The sequence below is a fragment of the Microcystis sp. LEGE 08355 genome, assembly GCF_015207185.1.
In the GTDB taxonomy this organism is placed as follows: Bacteria; Cyanobacteriota; Cyanobacteriia; order Cyanobacteriales; family Microcystaceae; genus Microcystis; species Microcystis panniformis.
In genome coordinates this window covers 1-18,057 of sequence record NZ_JADEXI010000004.1, presented here as the reverse complement: position 1 = coordinate 18,057, position 18,057 = coordinate 1, and the positions used below count along the sequence as shown (strand labels likewise).

Genomic DNA, 18,057 nt, shown 5'->3' with positions numbered 1-18,057 from the left:
ACCGCACTGTGCGGTTTAATCACCTCAATTTGGGCATAATTACCGCAGAGGGAGTCTAGCACCCCACCCAAGTGGGTTCTAGCACATTTAAGGTAAAGGCGAAATTAAAAATTGTTGCCATTCTACAACCAAAAGTCTAGAATGGTCATTAATTTTTGTGAATGGTCGGGTCTTCTAACCGAAGGCATTGACGAAAAACACATTGTATCTGTCCTAGAGGCACTATGAAAAAGCTTAAGCAATACTGGACTGCTGAAGCACTGGAAAAAGACTTAGGCGATCCTCTCAATCCCGATAACCCTCTATCCTACAAGCGGGTGATCGAAATTGACGAGAGCGAAGAATTTCCCCACGAGGAAATTCGCTGGTTATACGACTGGAAACTCCAACACTACTACATTCCCACGGATTGCGGCGGTGAATTTACCTCTTTTGAGGAATTTGTCGCTTTTGTGCGGGTACTTTCCCGACGGGATCAAACTATCGGCATCGCTTTTACTACCCTATTCTGGTCGTTTTTAAACTGGATGGCGGGAACCCCGGAACAGAAACAGAAGCTCGCCCGTTTTATCATGGATGACTATGGGGCGATGTGTCTGGGTTACTCGGAAAAGGAACACGGCAGCGATCTGATCAATGGTGATCTAACCGCGACGAAGGTGGAAGGAGGTTATATTCTCAATGGGGAGAAATGGCCGATTAACCGGGCGACTATCTCTGGAGTTTCCTTTATTTTGGCGAAAACCGATGCTAACGGCGGGCCGAAGTGTTTAACCCTATTTATGGTAGATAAACGGCAATTAGACCCCGAAAAATACTATAATTTGCCGAAAATATATACCCATGGCGTGCGCGCCTCGGATATGAGTGGCATTGGTTTTAAGGATTGTTTCGTCCCCGATTCTATGCGTTTACGGGAGGAGGGAGACGGTTTAGAATTAGCCCTGAAAGGTTTCCAGATTACCCGAATGTTGTGCGCTGCTTTTTCCCACGGGGCAGCCGATACCGCTTTAAGAACTACCCTCAGTTTTGCCGTTAATCGGGTAATTTATCAGAAAACTGTGATGGATTTGCCCCAACCCCGGCGCACTCTCGTGGATGCTTTCCTTGACATCCTCATTTGTGATTGCGAGACGATTCCGGCTGCGAGAGGTTTTCATATTATCCCCGAACAGTTTAGCGTCTGGGCTTCGGTGGTAAAATATTTTGTCACTGTCCGTCTGGAGGAGATGGTTAATAGTGTTTATGTGGTCTTGGGATCGCGTTTTTATATGCGAGAAGAACACGAATTCGGCATCTTCCAGAAGCTACTGCGGGATAATTCGATTATCAGTATGTTTGACGGCAGTTCTATCGTCAATCTTCATGCTTTAATCCTACAATTGCGTCCTTTAACCAAATATCGGGCTAAACGCAACTCGCGCACTATGTCGGCGTTAAAAAGCCGTTTAGAGGCGATTTTTAGCCTAGAAAAGTCGGTTCCTCCCTTTGAACCCAATAATTTAGAATTATTTGGCCGGGGAATGGATGATTCCCTACAGGGTTTAGAGATTGCCCTTGATATGCTAGAGGGATTGAAAGATTCTCAGGAGGTGGACCCGGAGGTATTAGAAAATCTATTGATGTTGGGTAATTTAGTTTTAGAGGAACTAAATGCTCACGATGAACAGATTAGTCAATCGAAATTCGAGTATGGTCACGACCAATCACCCGAATTGTTCGAGATTGCCAAGAAATACTGTACTTTACACGCCGCTTCCGCTTGTTTACACACTTGGCTTTATAATCGTTCCATCTTGGGTGAATTTTTTGCCCGGGGGGAATGGTTGGTGTTGAGTTTACACCGATTACTGCGAACTCTCCGGCCGCTGCCTTACACTCTATCTGAGGTGTATGTAGAAAATGTTGCCCAAGAATTGCTGAAATTATATCGAGAAAATCAACATTTTTCGATCGCACCTTTTCAATTAGCCCATTCACAAACTACCGAGGAAAAAACCCATGAACTCCAACTCCAATCTTAATAATCTCGTACAAAATTGGTTAGTTAAACAGTTAGCCGATCAGTTATCTTTGGATGCAAAAACGATTAATGTGACTGAACCTTTAACCCGTTATGGTTTAGATTCGATCGATGCGGTAACGATGGTGGGTGATCTGGAAGATTGGGTCGGTCAAGAGTTACCTTCCACCCTTTTCTGGGATCATTCTACTATTGAAAAAGCGTCTCTTTTCCTAGTAGAAAACTACGATCTTTCTAATCTTTCCGGTGAGGAAACCCCCGCAGAAGTTGCTCCCGTCGCTGAAAAAGCTGAACCGGCCGTTAGTGGTGGCAAAGGTTGGAGTTTATTCGGTCGTCGTTAATTATCAGTGATCAGTTATCAGTGATCAGTTATCAGTTACTCGGTTATCAGTTATCAGCTTCTGAAGGCAAAAGGCAAGAGTCAAAAGGCAACAGGGGGAATAAATAATCAGTTTGTAATAACTGGATTTAGGATAACTTATAGGATAACTGCGGTAAGTTAAAATATATAAAAAAAGGCGATAAATTGATCGCCCTTTTCTCCTACTAAATAACAAAAATTATCTCAAGAGATACACCAGTAAAAACAGGATAATCCAGACCACATCGACGAAATGCCAGTATAATTCTGCCGCTTCCACACCAAAATGAGATTGACTAGAATAGTGGTCTTTTTGACGAGAACGCCAGAGGACCGATAGAATCAGCACTAAACCGAAAGTAACGTGGAGACCGTGGAATCCGGTTAAGGCATAAAAAGCGCTGGTGAAAACATTAGTTGTCAGACCGAATTCAGCGTGATAATATTCGTATCCTTGACCACAAAGGAAGATAATGCCCATCAGGGCAGTAATACCGAACCACAATTGTAAACCGGCATTATTATTTTGTTTAATCGCCTTTTGTCCTATGTGCATAACAAAACTACTGGACACCAGAATAATCGTGTTAATTGTCGGTAGGGTTAACTCTAATTCTGGCGTGCCGGCGGGGGGCCAAACGGGTAACATGGTACGGTAGAACAAGAAAGCGGCAAATAAGCCTAAAAAGATGGAACTTTCCGCCACTAGAAACAAAACCACACCGAATAAGCGATGATCCGGGTGGCCATGATGTCCGTGTTCCACCGTTTCCTGATGATAATTGACAGAGAGTTGAGAATCTTCGAGCGTTGAACCTTGCATGATTGAATGTCCTTAGTTTACACGGGAGACGGGAAGCTTTTTTCAGTGATCAGTAAACAGTAAACAGTAATTAGGGTTTGCGGCAAAAAGTTTTTCGTGGGGGTAGGGTGTGGGGTGTGGGGTGTAGGGTGTAGGGTTTTACCCGTTTTCAGAGGGTCAATTACCTAATTTTCGGGGAAAAAGTACCTGAATTTTCCCCCCGACCACTCCCATGGCGGGTACTTTTTGATTTCAAAAAAGCCTAAAGATATTATCCAACAAGGTTTTTAGATTTATTCAGCAACCCCTAATTAGTGAACTGAAAACTCACATCTGATAACTGATAACTGATAACTGATAACTGATTATTGGGATTCGGCGCCCACTTCAGCGAGGAGATCTTGTACTGATTCCTCTGCTTCCGATTCTTCCATATCAATACCGTAATCGTAGGGGCCGGACCAAAGAATCGGCATTTCCTCGAAATTCTCGATAATTGGGGGAGAGGAGGTTTGCCATTCTAGGGTTAAAGCGCGCCAAGGATTACGACCGGCGGGTTGACCTTTAAAGGCACTCCAGACCATATTAATAGCGAAGGGAAGACTCGATATACCGAGAATATAAGCTCCTGCGGTACTAAGAACATTTAAATCCTGAAACTGCACATCATACAGGGCAATACGACGGTTCATACCCAATAATCCCAATTCGTGCATCGGCATGAAAGTTAAATTCAAACCGATAAAACTGAGAACAAAGTGGATACGACCGAGAGTCTCGTTATACATCCGTCCGGTCATTTTCGGGAACCAATGGTAAACGGCAGCAAACAGGGCCATTGCCGTACCACCAAATAGTACATAATGGAAGTGACCGACGACAAAATAGGTATCGTGGACGTGGATATCGAAGGGAACAGAAGCCAACATAATCCCGGTCAAACCACCGATGAGGAAGGAAGACAGGAAACCGATCCCAAATAATAAAGACGTATTGAGACTAAGTTTACCCCCCCAAAGAGTGGCACACCAACTAAAGATTTTAATGCCCGTGGGAACGGCGATTAACATAGTTGCCGCCATGAAAAACATCCGTAACCAGCCGGGGGTACCGCTGGTGAACATATGGTGGGCCCAAACGATTAAACCCAAGAAACAGATGGTGAGACTGGAATAGGCGATCGCTCGATAACCAAAAATCGGTTTGCGGGCGTGAACTGGTAATATCTCCGATATCGTGCCGAAAAAGGGCAAGATCATGATATAAACAGCAGGATGGGAGTAAAACCAGAACATATGCTGATAAACGACCGGATCGCCGCCGCCGGCAGGATTAAAAAAGCTCGTGCCAGCGATTAAATCAAAGGACAAGAGAACAAGAGCAGAAGCGAGAACGGGGGTGGAAAGCAGTACCAGAGTCGAGGTGGCCAGCATTGCCCAACAAAATAGCGGCATACTGTACAAATCCATCTCAGGAATCCGCATTTTCAGGATCGTGGTGATGAAATTAATCGAGCCTAAAATCGAGGAAGTCCCGATCAATAAAAGGCTCAAAATCCACAATTCTTCGCCCCATTTGCCGCTAATTAAGCTTAAAGGTGGGTAGGAAGTCCAACCGGACTGGGGTGCGCCGACAAAGAAACTGGATAATAATAGCAGCCCGCCGGGGGGATTAAGCCAGAAAGCCACAGCGTTAAGACGAGGAAAAGCCATATCTTCGGCCCCAATCATCAGGGGAATGAGATAATTGGCAAAACCCGCCCCAACCGGAACGATCCAAAGAAAGATCATGATCGTTCCGTGCATGGTCATGAATTGGTTATATAGTTCTGGGGAGACGAAATCGGGGTCGGGAGTGGCTAATTCTGTCCGCAGCACTTCCGCGAAAGCACCGCCAATAAAGAAGAAAAGAAAGGCAGTCACCAGATATTGAATACCGATGACTTTATGATCGGTGCAGAAAGTAAAGTAATCTGTCCACTTGCGGTGATGAATCACCTCGGGAACGGTTGCTGGGGTGGTTATTTCCGTTGATGCTGTCATAAGGCCAAGATTTTAGATGACAAGAAAAATTACATTTGCTGCTGATGGGCAACTTGGGCGAGGATTTCACCGTTTATGCCCATTTCTTCGGTGTAGGGGGTCAAATATTGACTATCAGAGCGATCTTTAGCGGTCATAGCTACGGTTCGATCGCTGTCAACTTCGGCGATCGTGTTATCCTGCACCCATTGGTCGTAATCCCCTTGGGAGTGAACCACAAAGCTAGATTTCATACCGCCGTGATAGGCCCCGCAAAGTTCCGCACAAATGATCGGATATTGACCAATTTGGTTGGATGTGAACGATAACACCGTTTCCTGTCCGGGGATAACGTCCTGTTTTAGACGCAATTGGGGAACCCAGAAAGCATGGATCACATCCCCTGCTTCCATATTCAGTTGCACGGGACGATTGACGGGAGCGTGCAGTTCTCCGGAAACAATGCCAGTTTCGGGATAGGTGAAGATCCAAGCGTATTGAATACCTTTAACATTGACCACTAGGGGGGGAACTCCTTCACCATCGTAGGAATTGCCAATACCTAGGGCTACTCTGCGATCGCCGCCCAGGGCCATCATCGTGCCGTGGTGATGACCGTGGTGGGCGATTTCTCCTTTGTCACCCTTGGAAATCAAGGGATCGAGACCGCCGATATTGTTATAAATCTCGAAGCTATAGACGGCAAGGATAAAGACGATTACCGTCGGGATGGCTGTCCAGAAGATTTCTAGGGGGACATTGCCCTCCACTGCCGGCCCGTCGGTTTGATCCCCCGGTTTACGGCGAAAGCGAATCAATATATAGATAATCACGCTTTCAACTATTAAAAATAGTCCCGTGGCGATGGTCATCATCAGATTAAAGATATTATCTATCTCCTGAGCATCTTCGGAAGCGGCCACAGGCATTAAGCCATGATTTTGGCCATACCAGAGACTAATTAAGGTTAAGGTGATCCCGAGTACAAGCGTCAGGATACTGCTGGGAATTTTCACGGTCTTTTCAATATTTTTAATAGTGGCTACTTATTCAAGGCTAAAACATGATTCCCCTATAGATGGGAAATTTAACCAGCATCTTCTGAGAATTTTATCTTTTCTTTGGGATCGTTTTCAGGGAAAGTATTTAAAATAACTAATTTTTATGTTTTATTCTGAGTTTATGTAAACAAATGTAACGGAAATGGCCAGAAATCTAAAGAATATCTAAAAGGTTTTACTTGTCGTAAAAAAACTCATTCACAGTGATAACTAACTGGCAAACAAAGAACGTAGGTTGGGTTGAAGCATGAAACCCAACGCCCGCATGGGTTACGCTACCGCTAACCCATCCTACAAATAATTGTGCCTACCTACTTAACTAACTGGCAAACCAAGCCAGGCTCTTTGATGACAGACTCCTTGAGAACAGGCAAACCGATGACCGAATCTGTTTTTAACCCGACACCCCTAAGAGAAACCGGCAATATTCAGGTGTGGATGCGCCGCTTAGTCTGGAAAATTGCGATCGCTACTTTCGCCCTCATGGTAGTGGGCGCTGCCACCAGAGTTATGAACGCCGGTTTAGCTTGTCCCGATTGGCCTCTCTGTTACGGTCAATGGATTCCCACTCAGCAGATGAATCTACAGGTATTTCTGGAGTGGTTTCATCGTCTCGATGCCTCTTTGATCGGGTTTAGTACGATCGCTCTCGTCGGTCTGTCTTGGTGGTATCGTCGCCATCTTCCCCCTTGGCTGTTGCCATCTGCGATCGCTGCCTTGGCTTTAATTCTCCTGCAAGGAGTCCTAGGAGGATTAACCGTGACCCAATTACTGCGATTTGACATCGTAACCGCCCATTTAGGCACAGCTTTGCTCTTTTTCTCCACCCTAATCGTCATTGCTATCGGTCTGACTCCCTACCGTGGCACCGGTACAGTCGGGAAACTAACTGGGATGGGAGTGGTCGCCACCGGTCTAGTTTATCTGCAATGTCTCCTCGGCGGTCTCGTCGGTTCCCGTTGGGCAGCCCATCAGTGTTTAACGGTTTCCCAACTCTGCACGGTGATGAATAGCCACATTATCGGGGTTTTTCCCGCCACTATCTCGGTGTTAACCCTAGTTTTCTTCGCTTGGCGAGCTGCCGCTATCCATCCTCTCCTCAAAAAACTAGCTTTTAGCGCCGGGGGATTAGTCGCCCTACAGGTGTTTTTAGGCGTTGCCACCCTGAAACTGCATCTTCAGGTGGAACCCTTAACCATTACCCACCACAGCATCGGTGCGCTATTGGTGGGAACCCTCGTCGCTTTTACCACTTTTGCCCTTCGCGATCGTTCTTTCGCGCCTATAAGCCATCTCTAAGGATTTAATCACGATGACTGGAACTCAAGCCCTTCGCCACCACGATAATTTTTTACAAGTCGCTAAAAGTTATTATCAACTCACTAAACCGCGAATTATTCCTCTACTACTGATTACCACGGCCGCTTCTATGGAAATCGCCTCTAAAGGTCAGGTTTACCCCCTCTTACTCTTTCTTACTCTCCTCGGTGGCACTCTCGCCGCCGCCGCCGCTCAAACCTTAAACTGCATCTATGATCGCGACATCGATCACACCATGCTTCGCACCCGCGCCCGTCCGATCCCCTCCGGTCGCGTGCAACCCCTCCACGCCCTCATTTTTGCCCTCGTTTTAGCTTCCCTTTCCCTAGCACTTTTTGTTTTTTTTGTCAATACTTTGAGCGGATTTTTAGCAATGACCGGCATCGCATTTTATATGCTGATTTATACCCATCTGCTCAAGCGTCATAGTGTCCAAAATATTGTTATCGGTGGCGCAGCTGGCTCGATTCCTCCCCTCGTCGGTTGGGCGGCAGTAACGGGCGATCTCGGTTGGATTCCTTGGATTTTATTCGCCATTATTTTCCTTTGGACTCCTCCCCATTTTTGGGCTTTGGCTTTAATGATCAAGGATGATTATGCAGAAGTGGATATCCCGATGATGCCCGTAGTTAAAGGGGAAGAAGCCACTAGCGAACAGATTTGGCTCTATACTTTAATCGTCATTCCTTTCACTTTCCTCCTGATTTATCCCTTGGCTGCCTGTGGTGTGGTTTATGGTCTAGCGGCTTTGATTTTAGGGTTTGTTTTCCTGAAAAAAGCTTGGCAATTAAAACAGAATCCTTTTGATCGAGACATGGCTCGATCGCTGTTTAAATATTCCATTCTTTACATGATGTTATTATGTACAGCTATGGTGATCGATAGTTTACCCATGACCTCTCGTCTCCTCGCTACAATTGCCAGTTTATTCCCCTGTAGTTAATCTCAGTTATCAGTTATCAGTTATCAGTTATCAGTTATCAGTTATCAGTTATCAGATGTGAGTTATCAGTTATCAGTTATCAGTTATCAGTTATCAGATGTGAGTTATCAGTTATCAGTTATCAGATGTGAGTTTTCAGTTCACTGAAAATACTTCCCACCTCCCCCCGCAACGCGCACGAAGTGGTCTCCCCTGCTCCCCACTTCCCAATTTATAATTGATAATTCATCATTCCCCCCGACTACTGATTGCGACTGAGGGAGTTAATTCGCTCGATGAGTTGGGCTAAGATTTCTTGTAATTGTCGATCTTGATGTTGGGAAAGGTTGATTTTATCACAGCTATAAATAACGGTGGTGTGATCTTTGCCGCCAAATTCTTCGCCAATGCGCGGTAAACTTAAATCCGTGTGTTGACGCATCAAATACATCCCAATCTGTCGAGCAAAACTAATTTCTCGCCGGCGGGAATTTCCCTTTAGATCAGCGATCGAGAGTTGAAATTTTTCCGCTACTACCGCCATAATAATATCGGGAGAAGTGGAAATTTTGGCCATTGGTGGATTTAAAACCGGCGCAATATTTTCTACCGTCATCGGCAATCCGGAGATAGAAATATAAGTAGTAGCTCGGATTAATGCCCCCTCTAATTCGCGAATATTAGAAGTATAATTAACGGCAATATATTCGATAACTTCTCTTGGGAGACGCAGATTTTCGTACTCGGCCTTTTTTTGTAAAATTGCCATGCGAGTTTCGATATCTGGTGCTTGGATATCGGCCACTAATCCCATAGAAAAGCGAGAAATTAAACGATCCTGTAAACTGGGAATCTGTTTGGGCAAGCGATCGGAGGCTAAAACCACCTGTTTTCCCGCTTCGTGCAGGGTATTAAAGGTATGAAAAAATTCTTCTTGAGTGTATTCTTTTCCTTCAATAAATTGCAGATCATCCACTAATAATATGTCGGCATGACGATAATGATTACGAAAACTTTCCATACTATCTTGACGGATAGCGGTGATTAAATCATTAGTAAATTGTTCCGTCGATACATAAAAAACCTTGGATTGGGGATATAATTCTAGACGATAATGACCGATCGCTTGCATTAAATGGGTTTTACCTAACCCCACCCCACCACAGAGAAAAAGCGGGTTAAATTCGCGTCCGGGTAATTCCGCCACCGCTAAAGCGGCCGCATGGGCCATGCGATTAGTTGGGCCGACAACAAAACGGGAAAAATTATATTTAGGGTTAAGTTGATTACTGGGGGGTAATTCTGATTCTAAGCTACTGTTAGGCTGGAAAATAGCGATTAAATCGCCCTGTTGTGCCGTTAGTTGAATCTCGACGGGATAACCGACGATATCCTCCACTACTTCGGCAATTGTTGACAGATAATTTTTCTGAAGATGGTTAAGAATAAAAGGATTGGCAGCCTGAATTACTAAGCGATCGTTTTGCCATTCTTTAACCGTCGCCGTTTGAAACCAAGTCTCGAAAGCGGGACGGGATAATAGTAATTTTAGACGCTCTAGGAGATGATGCCAAAGTTGTTGGGTGCTGCTATCCACGGTTAATTTTGATTAAGTGGGTGGGTGGAATTAAATATAAGATGAACGTAGGTTGGGCTTCGGCCGTGAGATCAGCCGAACGGTTGAAGCATGAAACCCAACGCCTATCCACGGTTAATTTTGATTAACAAAGTTGCTCTAGTGCTGCTGCGGGGAAACCTTATCAGTTTAGCGAGATTTTTCCCCTCAAGATAAAATGATTTTCAGAGCGAAACAATTAATCTTTAGACAGATGACGCAAGTTTTAACAATCACCCAATTAGGAAATCCAATTCTACAGCAAAAAGCAGCAGCGATCGATAATCTTCTCGATGCTGACTGTCAAAATTTGATCGATTCCCTGATTACCACCGTGCAAGCTGCCCACGGGGTGGGAATCGCCGCGCCCCAAGTTGCTCGGTCTCTGCGTCTGTTTATCGTTGCTTCTGGTCCCAATCCTCGTTATCCCGACGCTCCGATGATGCCACCCACTGCCGTGATTAATCCTCGCATTTTGCGGGTCAGCGAGGAAATGGTCAAGGGTTGGGAAGGTTGCCTCAGTGTCCCCAATTTACGCGGTTTTGTCCCCCGTCATCAGTGGATCGAGGTGGCCTATTGCGATCGCAATGGTCGCGAAATCCGTCAAGTTTTCAGGGATTTTGTCGCACGCATCTTTCAACACGAATACGATCATCTCGAAGGAATCCTCTTTCTCGATCGCCTTGCTTCTCCGGCGGATTTATACTCGGAGGAAGAATACCAAAAAATCAGTAATATTGCTGAATATAAGCGATAAAATCGCAAAATATCTCTACATCTTCAAAATAAGTTAAATAGCTTAACGGGACTATCTTTATCTGGCGACAAAATTTTTGTTGGTAAATCTAAATTTTTTGTTAAAATGATAACGATTATCATTCTAGGAGAACTACCCTAACAAACAAACAAATGAACTACTTGACAAAATAAATTAATTATGCAGTAGAACTCTGCCCTCAATTAACTAGGGAGATACTCAAGACTTTTTCGGTGACTAGGAAAATCAATTTTTCCAGGTTTCCGCACCGGAGATAACCCCAAAGACGAGGAAATAAACCGATAGCTTTCATTAGTTATCGTCTAGATGCCCAGAAAAATAAATACTCTAGCAAAGGGTATTTATTGACAATTGGTAAAATCAGAAAACTTTGCCGATCAATTAACTATTGGAGTCTGTAAAAATATCTATGACCTTAGCTAAGTCCAAAGCAATTTTCGACAATGATGACTACAATCACTTTCCCGAAGTGATTACCGAACCTAAATCGCCGGTATCGGAAGCCGAGATGATGCAAGCGGTAAGAACACTGCTGTTAGGATTAGGAGAAGATCCCGATCGCGAAGGTTTACGAGACACTCCTAAACGAGTAGTAAAAGCCCTAAAATTTCTCACTTCTGGTTATCAGCAATCCCTGGATGAATTGCTGAATGGGGCAGTTTTTCACGAGAATGCTAACGAGATGGTTTTAATCCGAGACATCGATATGTTTAGCTCCTGTGAACACCATATTTTACCGATAATCGGCCGCGCTCATGTTGCCTATATTCCTAACGGGAAAGTGATCGGTTTATCGAAAATTGCCCGCATCTGTGAAATGTACGCCAGACGACTGCAAGTGCAGGAACGTTTAACCGCACAAATTGCCGATGCTTTGCTAGGATTACTGCAACCTCAAGGGGTAGCTGTGGTGATTGAAGCGACTCATATGTGTATGGTAATGCGCGGGGTTGAAAAACCCGGTTCTTGGACTTCTACGAGTGCCGTGCGCGGTATTTTTGCCGATTCTGCTAAGACTCGTCAAGAGTTTATGAGTTTGATTCGTCATAGTCCCGATTTTCACTAATTAGTCAGGGGGATCAGGATTATTTGATCGTCCTATCCCCGGTTTTTGCCTAGGTAAAAAACCAGAGCCAAGCCAGCTATTTACTGTTTACTTTTTATTTTTGACGCGCTGTTATCATGCTGATTCGTCCCCGTCGTCTTCGTTATACTCCAGCGATTCGCCGTCTTGTTCGTGAAACTGAATTAACCGTTAATGACTTGATTTATCCCCTCTTTATCATGGAGGGAGAAAATCAAAAGGTGGCTATTCCTTCTATGCCCGATTGTTATCGTTATTCCCTTGATTTATTGCTCAAAGAAGTGGTTAATGCCTATAACTTAGGCATTAATGCCATCGCTCTTTTCCCCCTGATTGCCGAAGATAAAAAAGATAATTTCGGTAGAGAAAGTTATAATCCCGATGGTTTAGTGCCAAGGGCGGTGAAAGCGATCAAAAAAGAAGTCCCTGAAATAATTATTATTACCGATGTGGCCCTCGATCCTTTTTCGATTTATGGTCATGATGGTATTGTGGAGGACGGTAAAATTCTCAACGATGAAACCCTAGAAGTTTTAGTGAAAATGTCGCTCTCGCAAGCGGCAGCTGGGGCTAATTTCGTCGCTCCTTCCGATATGATGGATGGTAGGGTTGGGGCGATACGTCGAGCTTTAGATGCGGCTGGCTATTTAGATGTGGGAATTCTCGCTTATACGGCTAAATATGCCTCTGCTTATTATGGTCCCTTCCGAGATGCTTTAGAATCAGCGCCAAAATTTGGTGATAAGAAAACCTATCAAATGGATGGGGCTAATAGTCGGGAAGCCTTACGGGAAGCCAGTTTAGACATAACAGAAGGGGCAGATATTATTATGGTTAAGCCCGCTCTCGCCTACCTCGATATTATCCGTCGTCTGCGCGATAGTAGCCATCTTCCCGTCGCCGCTTACAACGTCAGTGGTGAATACGCAATGATTAAAGCGGCGGCAAAACAGGGCTGGATTGACGAAAAAAGCCTGATTTTGGAAACTTTAATCAGTATGAAACGAGCGGGGGCCGATTTGATTTTGACCTATTTTGCTGCCGATGTGGCATTAATGAAACAAGAAAGCCGATTTTAGGGTTTTTGCCAGCGAAATTGATAGACATTATCCTGCGCTCCCCATACCTGCTGTCCAAGGCTATCATAACCTCGATCGCTGGTATCCATGCCCTGGGAATGTAGAATAATTGTATTAGTTATTTTCACCGCACCTCTGGCATTCGTGGGACAACCCTGGGGGGGAGTTTCTCCCCGATAACCCCCCGCTATCGGTTTTAAAAACACAGTACACACCGACTCGGCCAAATCTGATACATTTAATTTTCTTTCTGTCAAGTCTTTGTTACAAAAATTAATAAAGTTAGCGGCATTATTTAACTTATAAGCTTTGGATTCCACAGTGGAATTATCGGGGCTAGGTTGAATGACTAAAATTCTTTGACGATAGGGTTGATTTAAGCGATCGATAATCGCCTGTTCCTGATAAAGATAAATACTATCCTGTTTCGGGGAAAAATCCACCGCACAGGTAGTCATTTGCACCTTAGCAATGCGGGGATTAGTCTGCGCTTGTTCCCTGGTATCCATGACCCCAATTAAATGATTAGCCACCCCTTGTACTTGCGGATTAAGGGGCAAAGATTGAGTGAGAAAAAATCCTAGGGCGATCGAAGTTTTCAGCATGAGCAGAGGCTTGATTCCGGTTAGTCTCTAATTAGCTTAAACTGATAAGCAGCAAGAGCAAAAATTCCCCTTTTCCCATGGCTAATCATCTGGCTGCATCCGAAAGTCTTTACCTGCGAAAACACGCCGAAAACCCGATCGATTGGTGGTATTGGTGTGACAGCGCCCTAGAAATTGCCAGGAGGGAAGATAAACCGATCTTTCTCTCGATCGGTTATTCTAGCTGTCATTGGTGTACGGTTATGGAAGGAGAGGCTTTTTCCGATCGGGCCATTGCCGATTATCTCAATCAGTATTTTTTACCGATCAAAGTTGATCGCGAGGAAAGACCGGACATCGATAGCATCTATATGCAAGCATTGCAGATGATGGTCGGTCAAGGGGGTTGGCCTCTGAATGTCTTCCTAACACCGGATAGTTTAATTCCCTTCTATGGTGGCACCTATTTTCCCGTGCAACCGCGCTTTAACCGGCCCGGTTTTCTGCAAGTGTTGCAATCGGTACGTCGCTATTATGACGAAGAAAAGGAGAAATTAAGCAAATTTACGGCCGAAATGCTGGGCGCACTGCGTCAATCAGCTATTTTACCCCGAGCAGAGACTAATTTAGCCGCTCCTTCCCTTTTAGCCACAGGAATCGAGACAAATACGGCGGTGATTCGGGTTAATTCCAATAATTACGGTCGGCCCAGTTTTCCGATGATTCCCTATGCTAATCTGGCTTTGCAGGGTAGTCGCTTTGGTGACGATTTTGACGATTCCCTCCGGCAAGCGGCCTATCAACGGGGGGAAGATCTGGCCCTGGGGGGAATCTATGACCATGTGGGGGGAGGATTCCATCGTTATACGGTGGATTCGACGTGGACAGTTCCCCATTTTGAAAAAATGCTCTACGATAACGGGCAAATTGTCGAATATTTAGCCAATTTGTGGAGTGCGGGTGATCGAGAATCGGCCTTTGAGAGAGGGATTAAAGGCACGGTTAACTGGCTAAAACGGGAAATGACCGCCCCAGAAGGCTATTTTTATGCGGCCCAAGATGCCGATAGTTTTGAGAAGGCCACGGATAGGGAACCGGAGGAAGGGACCTTTTATGTCTGGTCGGATCGGTCGTTAAGGGATTATCTATCGACCGAGGAATTGGGGCTGCTGCAAGCTAATTTTACCGTCACTGCCGAGGGGAATTTTGAGGGTCGTAATGTCCTGCAACGTCGGCAAGGGGGAGAATTAGGGGAGGAGATAGAAAATATGCTCGATAAGTTATTTATTCGGCGTTATGGCAGTTCTCAAGCCCAATTAGCTCTTTTTCCCCCAGCCAGAGACAATCAGGAGGCGAAAACCGTCTCTTGGCCGGGACGGATTCCGGCGGTAACGGATACGAAAATGATCGTCGCTTGGAATAGTTTGATGATTTCCGGTTTGGCCCGGGCCTTTGCCGTCTTTGGCGAACTTTTGTACTGGCAAATGGCCGCTCAAGCGGCCGAGTTTATTCTCAAGCATCAGTGGTTAGATGGACGTTTTCAGCGCTTGAATTATCAGGGTCAGGCCTCGGTTTTAGCCCAATCGGAGGATTTTGCCTATTTTATTAAGGCTTTGCTCGACCTGCAAACCGCTAAACCCCAAGAAACTCGCTGGTTAGAGGCGGCTATCGATCTACAGGGGGAATTTGATCGCTGGTTTTGGGCCGAGGATGAGGGGGGATATTTTAATACTGCGTCCGATCATAGTCTCGATCTGATCGTGCGGGAGCGAGGTTATACGGACAATGCCACCCCTTCGGCCAACGGAATTGCGATCGCTAATTTATTGCGTCTGTCGCGATTGACGGAAAATCTAGAATATCTCGATCGGGCCGAAAAGGCCTTGCAATCTTTTAGTACCATCCTAGAACAGTCCCCCACCGCTTGCCCCAGTTTATTTGTCGCTCTCGATCACTATCGTCACGGTTTCTGTCTGCGCGCCCCGGAAAGCTCGATCGAGCGGCTGTTAAGTCGCTATTTGCCCACTGCGGTGTATCGAGTCGATGCCAGTTTGCCCCCTAGCACATTTGGGTTAATTTGTCAAGGGTTATGCTGCCTTGAACCGGCGGAAAATTTAGAACAGTTAGACCGACAAATTGCCGGGGTGATGGCAGGGGGAGTCAATACTGCTCGGTTAACTTAAAGATGGTGCGTTCCCCATGATCAAAACATGGAGTAACAAGGTGGGATGATTTTAGTTTAGGTTTGAGTATCTCCATTATTCTAAATTTCGCTTTTTCCAGTAATCAGGTTTACGTTTTCTATATGCGATCGCAACTCCCCAGATAAATGCTTCAAATTCTACATAAAAGATGATGTAAGGAAAACGGCGAATGACATAACGGCGTACCCCTTCGATAGTATGGGCTGTTCCCAGATTAGGGTTAATTTTAATTTTTTCGAGAACTTGTTCAATTTCAGATAGCAAATCTAGCCCTAATCCTATCTTTTGCTTCTCATAATATTGAATAGCATTGTCAAGTTCTCCTGTTGCTTAACTGTGAATAATAACAGGTTTCACGAATATTTCTCTCGTAATTCCAATAATACTTTATCTGATGGTTCACCCTTGGCTGTTCCAGCATAAATTTCGGCTAATCTTTCAGTTAATTCTCTATCCCAAGCATCTAAAACATTGTCATCTACACCTTCATCTAAGGAATGGATGAGAAAGTAAGCTAGTTCAGCGCAATCTTGCACGGGAAGTTGAGCAAGTTCTATTTTGAGGGTTTCTGCTGTTTTAGTCATCTTGAAAGCATCTATAAAGCTAGGAACTGGATATTGCGATCGCCCCTCTCGTACCTTGAATCAAGCAACAGCCCAACCCAAAACCAATAGGAGACAGAAACACGTTACACATTCCCATCCTCCACAAAGTATTATACGATACAATTTAATAAATCTTTACATTGCTCTTCCTCATGGCTTACGCTAGTATCTGCACTACTTCCTTGTCAGCATCAGGATTTTCAGCGATTTTGGGATTTTCAGGATTATTGGATGACGATGTAAGATAATCACAACCAATGCCGGGCGATATGGAATCCCTAAGATGATGGTAACAAGGACATGATTAGGGTGCGTTACGCTGTCGCTAACGCACCCTACAAGATCAGGCGACGCAATCGCAATCCGCCTGAAATGCGATCGCTAAAATATTGAAATGTTTCCTTAAACTGATTATTATATGAAAGAGATTGTTTTCTATCGTACCCAGTCAGGAGCCAGCCCCGTTGAAGATTTTTTAAATTCTCTGTCTGGAAAACAAGCTCAAAAAGTGTTGTGGGTGTTACGCTTAATTCAGGAGTTAGATTCTGTACCGAGTCAATACCTTAAAAAATTAGTAAATACTGATGATATTTGGGAAGTGAGAGTTCAGGTTGGCCATAATATATTCCGTCTGCTGGGCTTTTTTGTAGAAAGTGATTTAATTATTTTAACCAACGGATTTGCCAAAAAGACCCAAAAAACACCATCCCAAGAGATTAATTTGGCACAGCAACGAAAACGAGACTACTTAAACAGGAGATTCGACGATGAGTGATGTAGAACAATATATTAACAGAAGAAAACAAACTGACAGTCAATTTTCCCAAGGCTTCGAGTCTGGTTATCTCAGTTTCAAGCTGGGAGTTATATTAGCGCAGGCAAGAGAAGAAGCTGGACTGACCCAGGAAGAATTAGCCCGTAAGTTAAATTGGGATAAAGCAACAGTTTTCAACCTAGAAGAGAATGTGGAATCTGTTGGTATTTCTACTTTAGAAAGATACGCAAAAGCTTTAGGAAAGGAACTTATTGTGGAAATAAGATAGCCACTTCTGTCGGTTGTCGATATCTATGAGTTTTTAATGAAGGGTGAAATGGCTTAGAACAAAATAAAGTTAATTTATCCTCAAATTTTGCCCTCAAAACCTATCATCGACCGTAACTTCCACCGCCGAGTTCCTATATTTCGAGCTTCTACTGCCGTCAGCCATCCAATCAGAAATTTGCGCCCCGCACCAACTAGCTGATCAACTAGGGATAAGCTAAAACGCACTTAAACCACCTAAAATAGAAATAGTAACTTGAGAAAAATCCTACTTATGCCAGCTAAAGATTTCCTAGATTTAGAAGAAAAGAAAAACTTACAAAAAGCTCTTAAAGAAGAAGAAAGAGCAGAAGTTAGGGAAAGAATTTTAATGTTTCTCTTGCTGAACGACGGAAAAACTCAACGAGAAATAGCTGAGTTTATTGGCTGTTCACTCAAAACAGTCGCCCCTTGGTGTGTTCATGGCTATCCTAACAATCTAGAAAGTCTAGAAGATGGGAGAAAAAATGGAAATCATAAAAAAGCCCCAGAGGAATATATTAATTTACTATTGAAA

The 18,057-nt window shown here is 44.4% G+C and carries 17 protein-coding genes and 1 pseudogene; 11 read left to right on the top strand and 7 right to left on the bottom strand.

Annotated elements, in window-relative coordinates; genetic code table 11:
- The first annotated feature begins 224 nt into the window (after window positions 1-224).
- Window positions 225-2,024: an acyl-CoA dehydrogenase family protein gene (locus IQ242_RS00415; protein WP_193958627.1), complete on the top strand. Its 1,800-nt coding sequence runs from the start codon at window positions 225-227 to the stop codon at window positions 2,022-2,024.
- A complete protein-coding gene (locus IQ242_RS00410; RefSeq protein ID WP_004163872.1) occupies window positions 2,002-2,364 on the top strand; it encodes an acyl carrier protein in 363 nt (120 codons plus the stop codon). Before IQ242_RS00415 ends, IQ242_RS00410 begins: the two co-directional genes overlap by 23 nt.
- 219 nt (window positions 2,365-2,583) lie before the next feature.
- Here IQ242_RS00410 and IQ242_RS00405 read toward each other — a convergent pair whose 3' ends face one another.
- From IQ242_RS00405 to IQ242_RS00395, 3 genes are all read right to left on the bottom strand, one after another.
- Entirely contained in the window at window positions 2,584-3,207 is a 624-nt protein-coding gene (locus tag IQ242_RS00405) for a heme-copper oxidase subunit III (protein ID WP_052277060.1), read from the bottom strand.
- A 344-nt stretch (window positions 3,208-3,551) separates the two neighbouring features.
- Complete coding sequence (ctaD, locus tag IQ242_RS00400) at window positions 3,552-5,228, bottom strand: cytochrome c oxidase subunit I (protein ID WP_002789053.1); 1,677 nt, start codon at window positions 5,226-5,228, stop codon at window positions 3,552-3,554.
- A gap of 29 nt (window positions 5,229-5,257) precedes the next feature.
- Window positions 5,258-6,223, bottom strand: coding sequence for a cytochrome c oxidase subunit II (locus IQ242_RS00395; protein ID WP_193958626.1), 966 nt, complete (start codon window positions 6,221-6,223; stop codon window positions 5,258-5,260).
- A 423-nt stretch (window positions 6,224-6,646) separates the two neighbouring features.
- Between IQ242_RS00395 and IQ242_RS00390 the strand changes: the two genes are divergently transcribed.
- Together IQ242_RS00390 and IQ242_RS00385 are read left to right on the top strand one after the other, a co-directional pair.
- A complete protein-coding gene (locus IQ242_RS00390; protein ID WP_193958636.1) occupies window positions 6,647-7,567 on the top strand; it encodes a heme A synthase in 921 nt (306 codons plus the stop codon).
- A gap of 13 nt (window positions 7,568-7,580) precedes the next feature.
- On the top strand, window positions 7,581-8,531 hold the full coding sequence (locus tag IQ242_RS00385) for a heme o synthase (protein WP_193958625.1): 951 nt from the start codon (window positions 7,581-7,583) through the stop codon (window positions 8,529-8,531).
- 241 nt (window positions 8,532-8,772) lie between these two features.
- Here IQ242_RS00385 and dnaA read toward each other — a convergent pair whose 3' ends face one another.
- A complete protein-coding gene (gene dnaA, locus IQ242_RS00380; RefSeq protein ID WP_052277058.1) occupies window positions 8,773-10,107 on the bottom strand; it encodes a chromosomal replication initiator protein DnaA in 1,335 nt (444 codons plus the stop codon).
- 196 nt (window positions 10,108-10,303) lie between these two features.
- Here dnaA and def point away from each other — a divergent pair, with 196 nt between their 5' ends.
- The 3 genes from def (at window position 10,304) to hemB (ending at window position 13,066) form a co-directional block, all read left to right on the top strand.
- Window positions 10,304-10,882: a peptide deformylase gene (def, locus tag IQ242_RS00375; RefSeq protein ID WP_193958624.1), complete on the top strand. Its 579-nt coding sequence runs from the start codon at window positions 10,304-10,306 to the stop codon at window positions 10,880-10,882.
- A gap of 430 nt (window positions 10,883-11,312) precedes the next feature.
- Window positions 11,313-11,969: a GTP cyclohydrolase I FolE gene (folE, locus tag IQ242_RS00370; protein WP_193958623.1), complete on the top strand. Its 657-nt coding sequence runs from the start codon at window positions 11,313-11,315 to the stop codon at window positions 11,967-11,969.
- A gap of 116 nt (window positions 11,970-12,085) precedes the next feature.
- Window positions 12,086-13,066: a porphobilinogen synthase gene (gene hemB, locus IQ242_RS00365; RefSeq protein WP_002733412.1), complete on the top strand. Its 981-nt coding sequence runs from the start codon at window positions 12,086-12,088 to the stop codon at window positions 13,064-13,066.
- Here hemB and IQ242_RS00360 read toward each other — a convergent pair.
- The gene (locus IQ242_RS00360) at window positions 13,063-13,671 is read right to left on the bottom strand and encodes a chromophore lyase CpcT/CpeT (protein ID WP_193958622.1); all 609 of its coding nucleotides are present in this window, start codon (window positions 13,669-13,671) and stop codon (window positions 13,063-13,065) included. The two genes, hemB and IQ242_RS00360, sit on opposite strands and share 4 nt — an antisense overlap.
- A 77-nt stretch (window positions 13,672-13,748) precedes the next feature.
- Between IQ242_RS00360 and IQ242_RS00355 the strand changes: the two genes are divergently transcribed.
- Complete coding sequence (locus IQ242_RS00355; RefSeq protein ID WP_193958621.1) at window positions 13,749-15,833, top strand: thioredoxin domain-containing protein; 2,085 nt, start codon at window positions 13,749-13,751, stop codon at window positions 15,831-15,833.
- A 75-nt stretch (window positions 15,834-15,908) separates the two neighbouring features.
- Here IQ242_RS00355 and IQ242_RS00350 read toward each other — a convergent pair.
- A pseudogene (locus tag IQ242_RS00350) lies at window positions 15,909-16,166 on the bottom strand (type II toxin-antitoxin system RelE/ParE family toxin); the annotation flags it as partial.
- Window positions 16,167-16,207: 41 nt separating this feature from the next.
- Window positions 16,208-16,438 (bottom strand): addiction module protein, encoded by a 231-nt coding sequence (locus IQ242_RS00345; protein ID WP_193958620.1) that lies wholly within the window; start codon window positions 16,436-16,438, stop codon window positions 16,208-16,210.
- Window positions 16,439-16,877: 439 nt separating this feature from the next.
- Between IQ242_RS00345 and IQ242_RS00340 the strand changes: the two genes are divergently transcribed.
- From IQ242_RS00340 to IQ242_RS00330, 3 genes are all read left to right on the top strand, one after another.
- Window positions 16,878-17,234, top strand: coding sequence for a type II toxin-antitoxin system RelE/ParE family toxin (locus tag IQ242_RS00340; RefSeq protein WP_193958619.1), 357 nt, complete (start codon window positions 16,878-16,880; stop codon window positions 17,232-17,234).
- Window positions 17,227-17,502: a helix-turn-helix domain-containing protein gene (locus IQ242_RS00335; protein ID WP_002790476.1), complete on the top strand. Its 276-nt coding sequence runs from the start codon at window positions 17,227-17,229 to the stop codon at window positions 17,500-17,502. The genes IQ242_RS00340 and IQ242_RS00335 overlap by 8 nt, the downstream gene beginning before the upstream one ends.
- A 273-nt stretch (window positions 17,503-17,775) precedes the next feature.
- On the top strand, window positions 17,776-18,057 hold a 282-nt coding region (locus IQ242_RS00330), incomplete at its 3' end, for a helix-turn-helix domain-containing protein (RefSeq protein ID WP_193958618.1).

Excerpts from the sequence above, each read along its gene's own strand:
- IQ242_RS00415 (WP_193958627.1), top strand. The coding sequence starts at position 225 with ATGAAAAAGCTTAAGCAATACTGGACTGCTGAAGCACTGGAAAAAGAC.
- IQ242_RS00410 (WP_004163872.1), top strand. The coding sequence starts at position 2,002 with ATGAACTCCAACTCCAATCTTAATAATCTCGTACAAAATTGGTTAGTT.
- IQ242_RS00405 (WP_052277060.1), bottom strand. The coding sequence starts at position 3,207 with ATGCAAGGTTCAACGCTCGAAGATTCTCAACTCTCTGTCAATTATCAT.
- ctaD (WP_002789053.1), bottom strand. The coding sequence starts at position 5,228 with ATGACAGCATCAACGGAAATAACCACCCCAGCAACCGTTCCCGAGGTG.
- IQ242_RS00390 (WP_193958636.1), top strand. The coding sequence starts at position 6,647 with ATGACCGAATCTGTTTTTAACCCGACACCCCTAAGAGAAACCGGCAAT.
- IQ242_RS00385 (WP_193958625.1), top strand. The coding sequence starts at position 7,581 with ATGACTGGAACTCAAGCCCTTCGCCACCACGATAATTTTTTACAAGTC.
- def (WP_193958624.1), top strand. The coding sequence starts at position 10,304 with ATGATTTTCAGAGCGAAACAATTAATCTTTAGACAGATGACGCAAGTT.
- folE (WP_193958623.1), top strand. The coding sequence starts at position 11,313 with ATGACCTTAGCTAAGTCCAAAGCAATTTTCGACAATGATGACTACAAT.
- hemB (WP_002733412.1), top strand. The coding sequence starts at position 12,086 with ATGCTGATTCGTCCCCGTCGTCTTCGTTATACTCCAGCGATTCGCCGT.
- IQ242_RS00360 (WP_193958622.1), bottom strand. The coding sequence starts at position 13,671 with ATGCTGAAAACTTCGATCGCCCTAGGATTTTTTCTCACTCAATCTTTG.
- IQ242_RS00355 (WP_193958621.1), top strand. The coding sequence starts at position 13,749 with ATGGCTAATCATCTGGCTGCATCCGAAAGTCTTTACCTGCGAAAACAC.
- IQ242_RS00345 (WP_193958620.1), bottom strand. The coding sequence starts at position 16,438 with ATGACTAAAACAGCAGAAACCCTCAAAATAGAACTTGCTCAACTTCCC.
- IQ242_RS00340 (WP_193958619.1), top strand. The coding sequence starts at position 16,878 with ATGAAAGAGATTGTTTTCTATCGTACCCAGTCAGGAGCCAGCCCCGTT.
- IQ242_RS00335 (WP_002790476.1), top strand. The coding sequence starts at position 17,227 with ATGAGTGATGTAGAACAATATATTAACAGAAGAAAACAAACTGACAGT.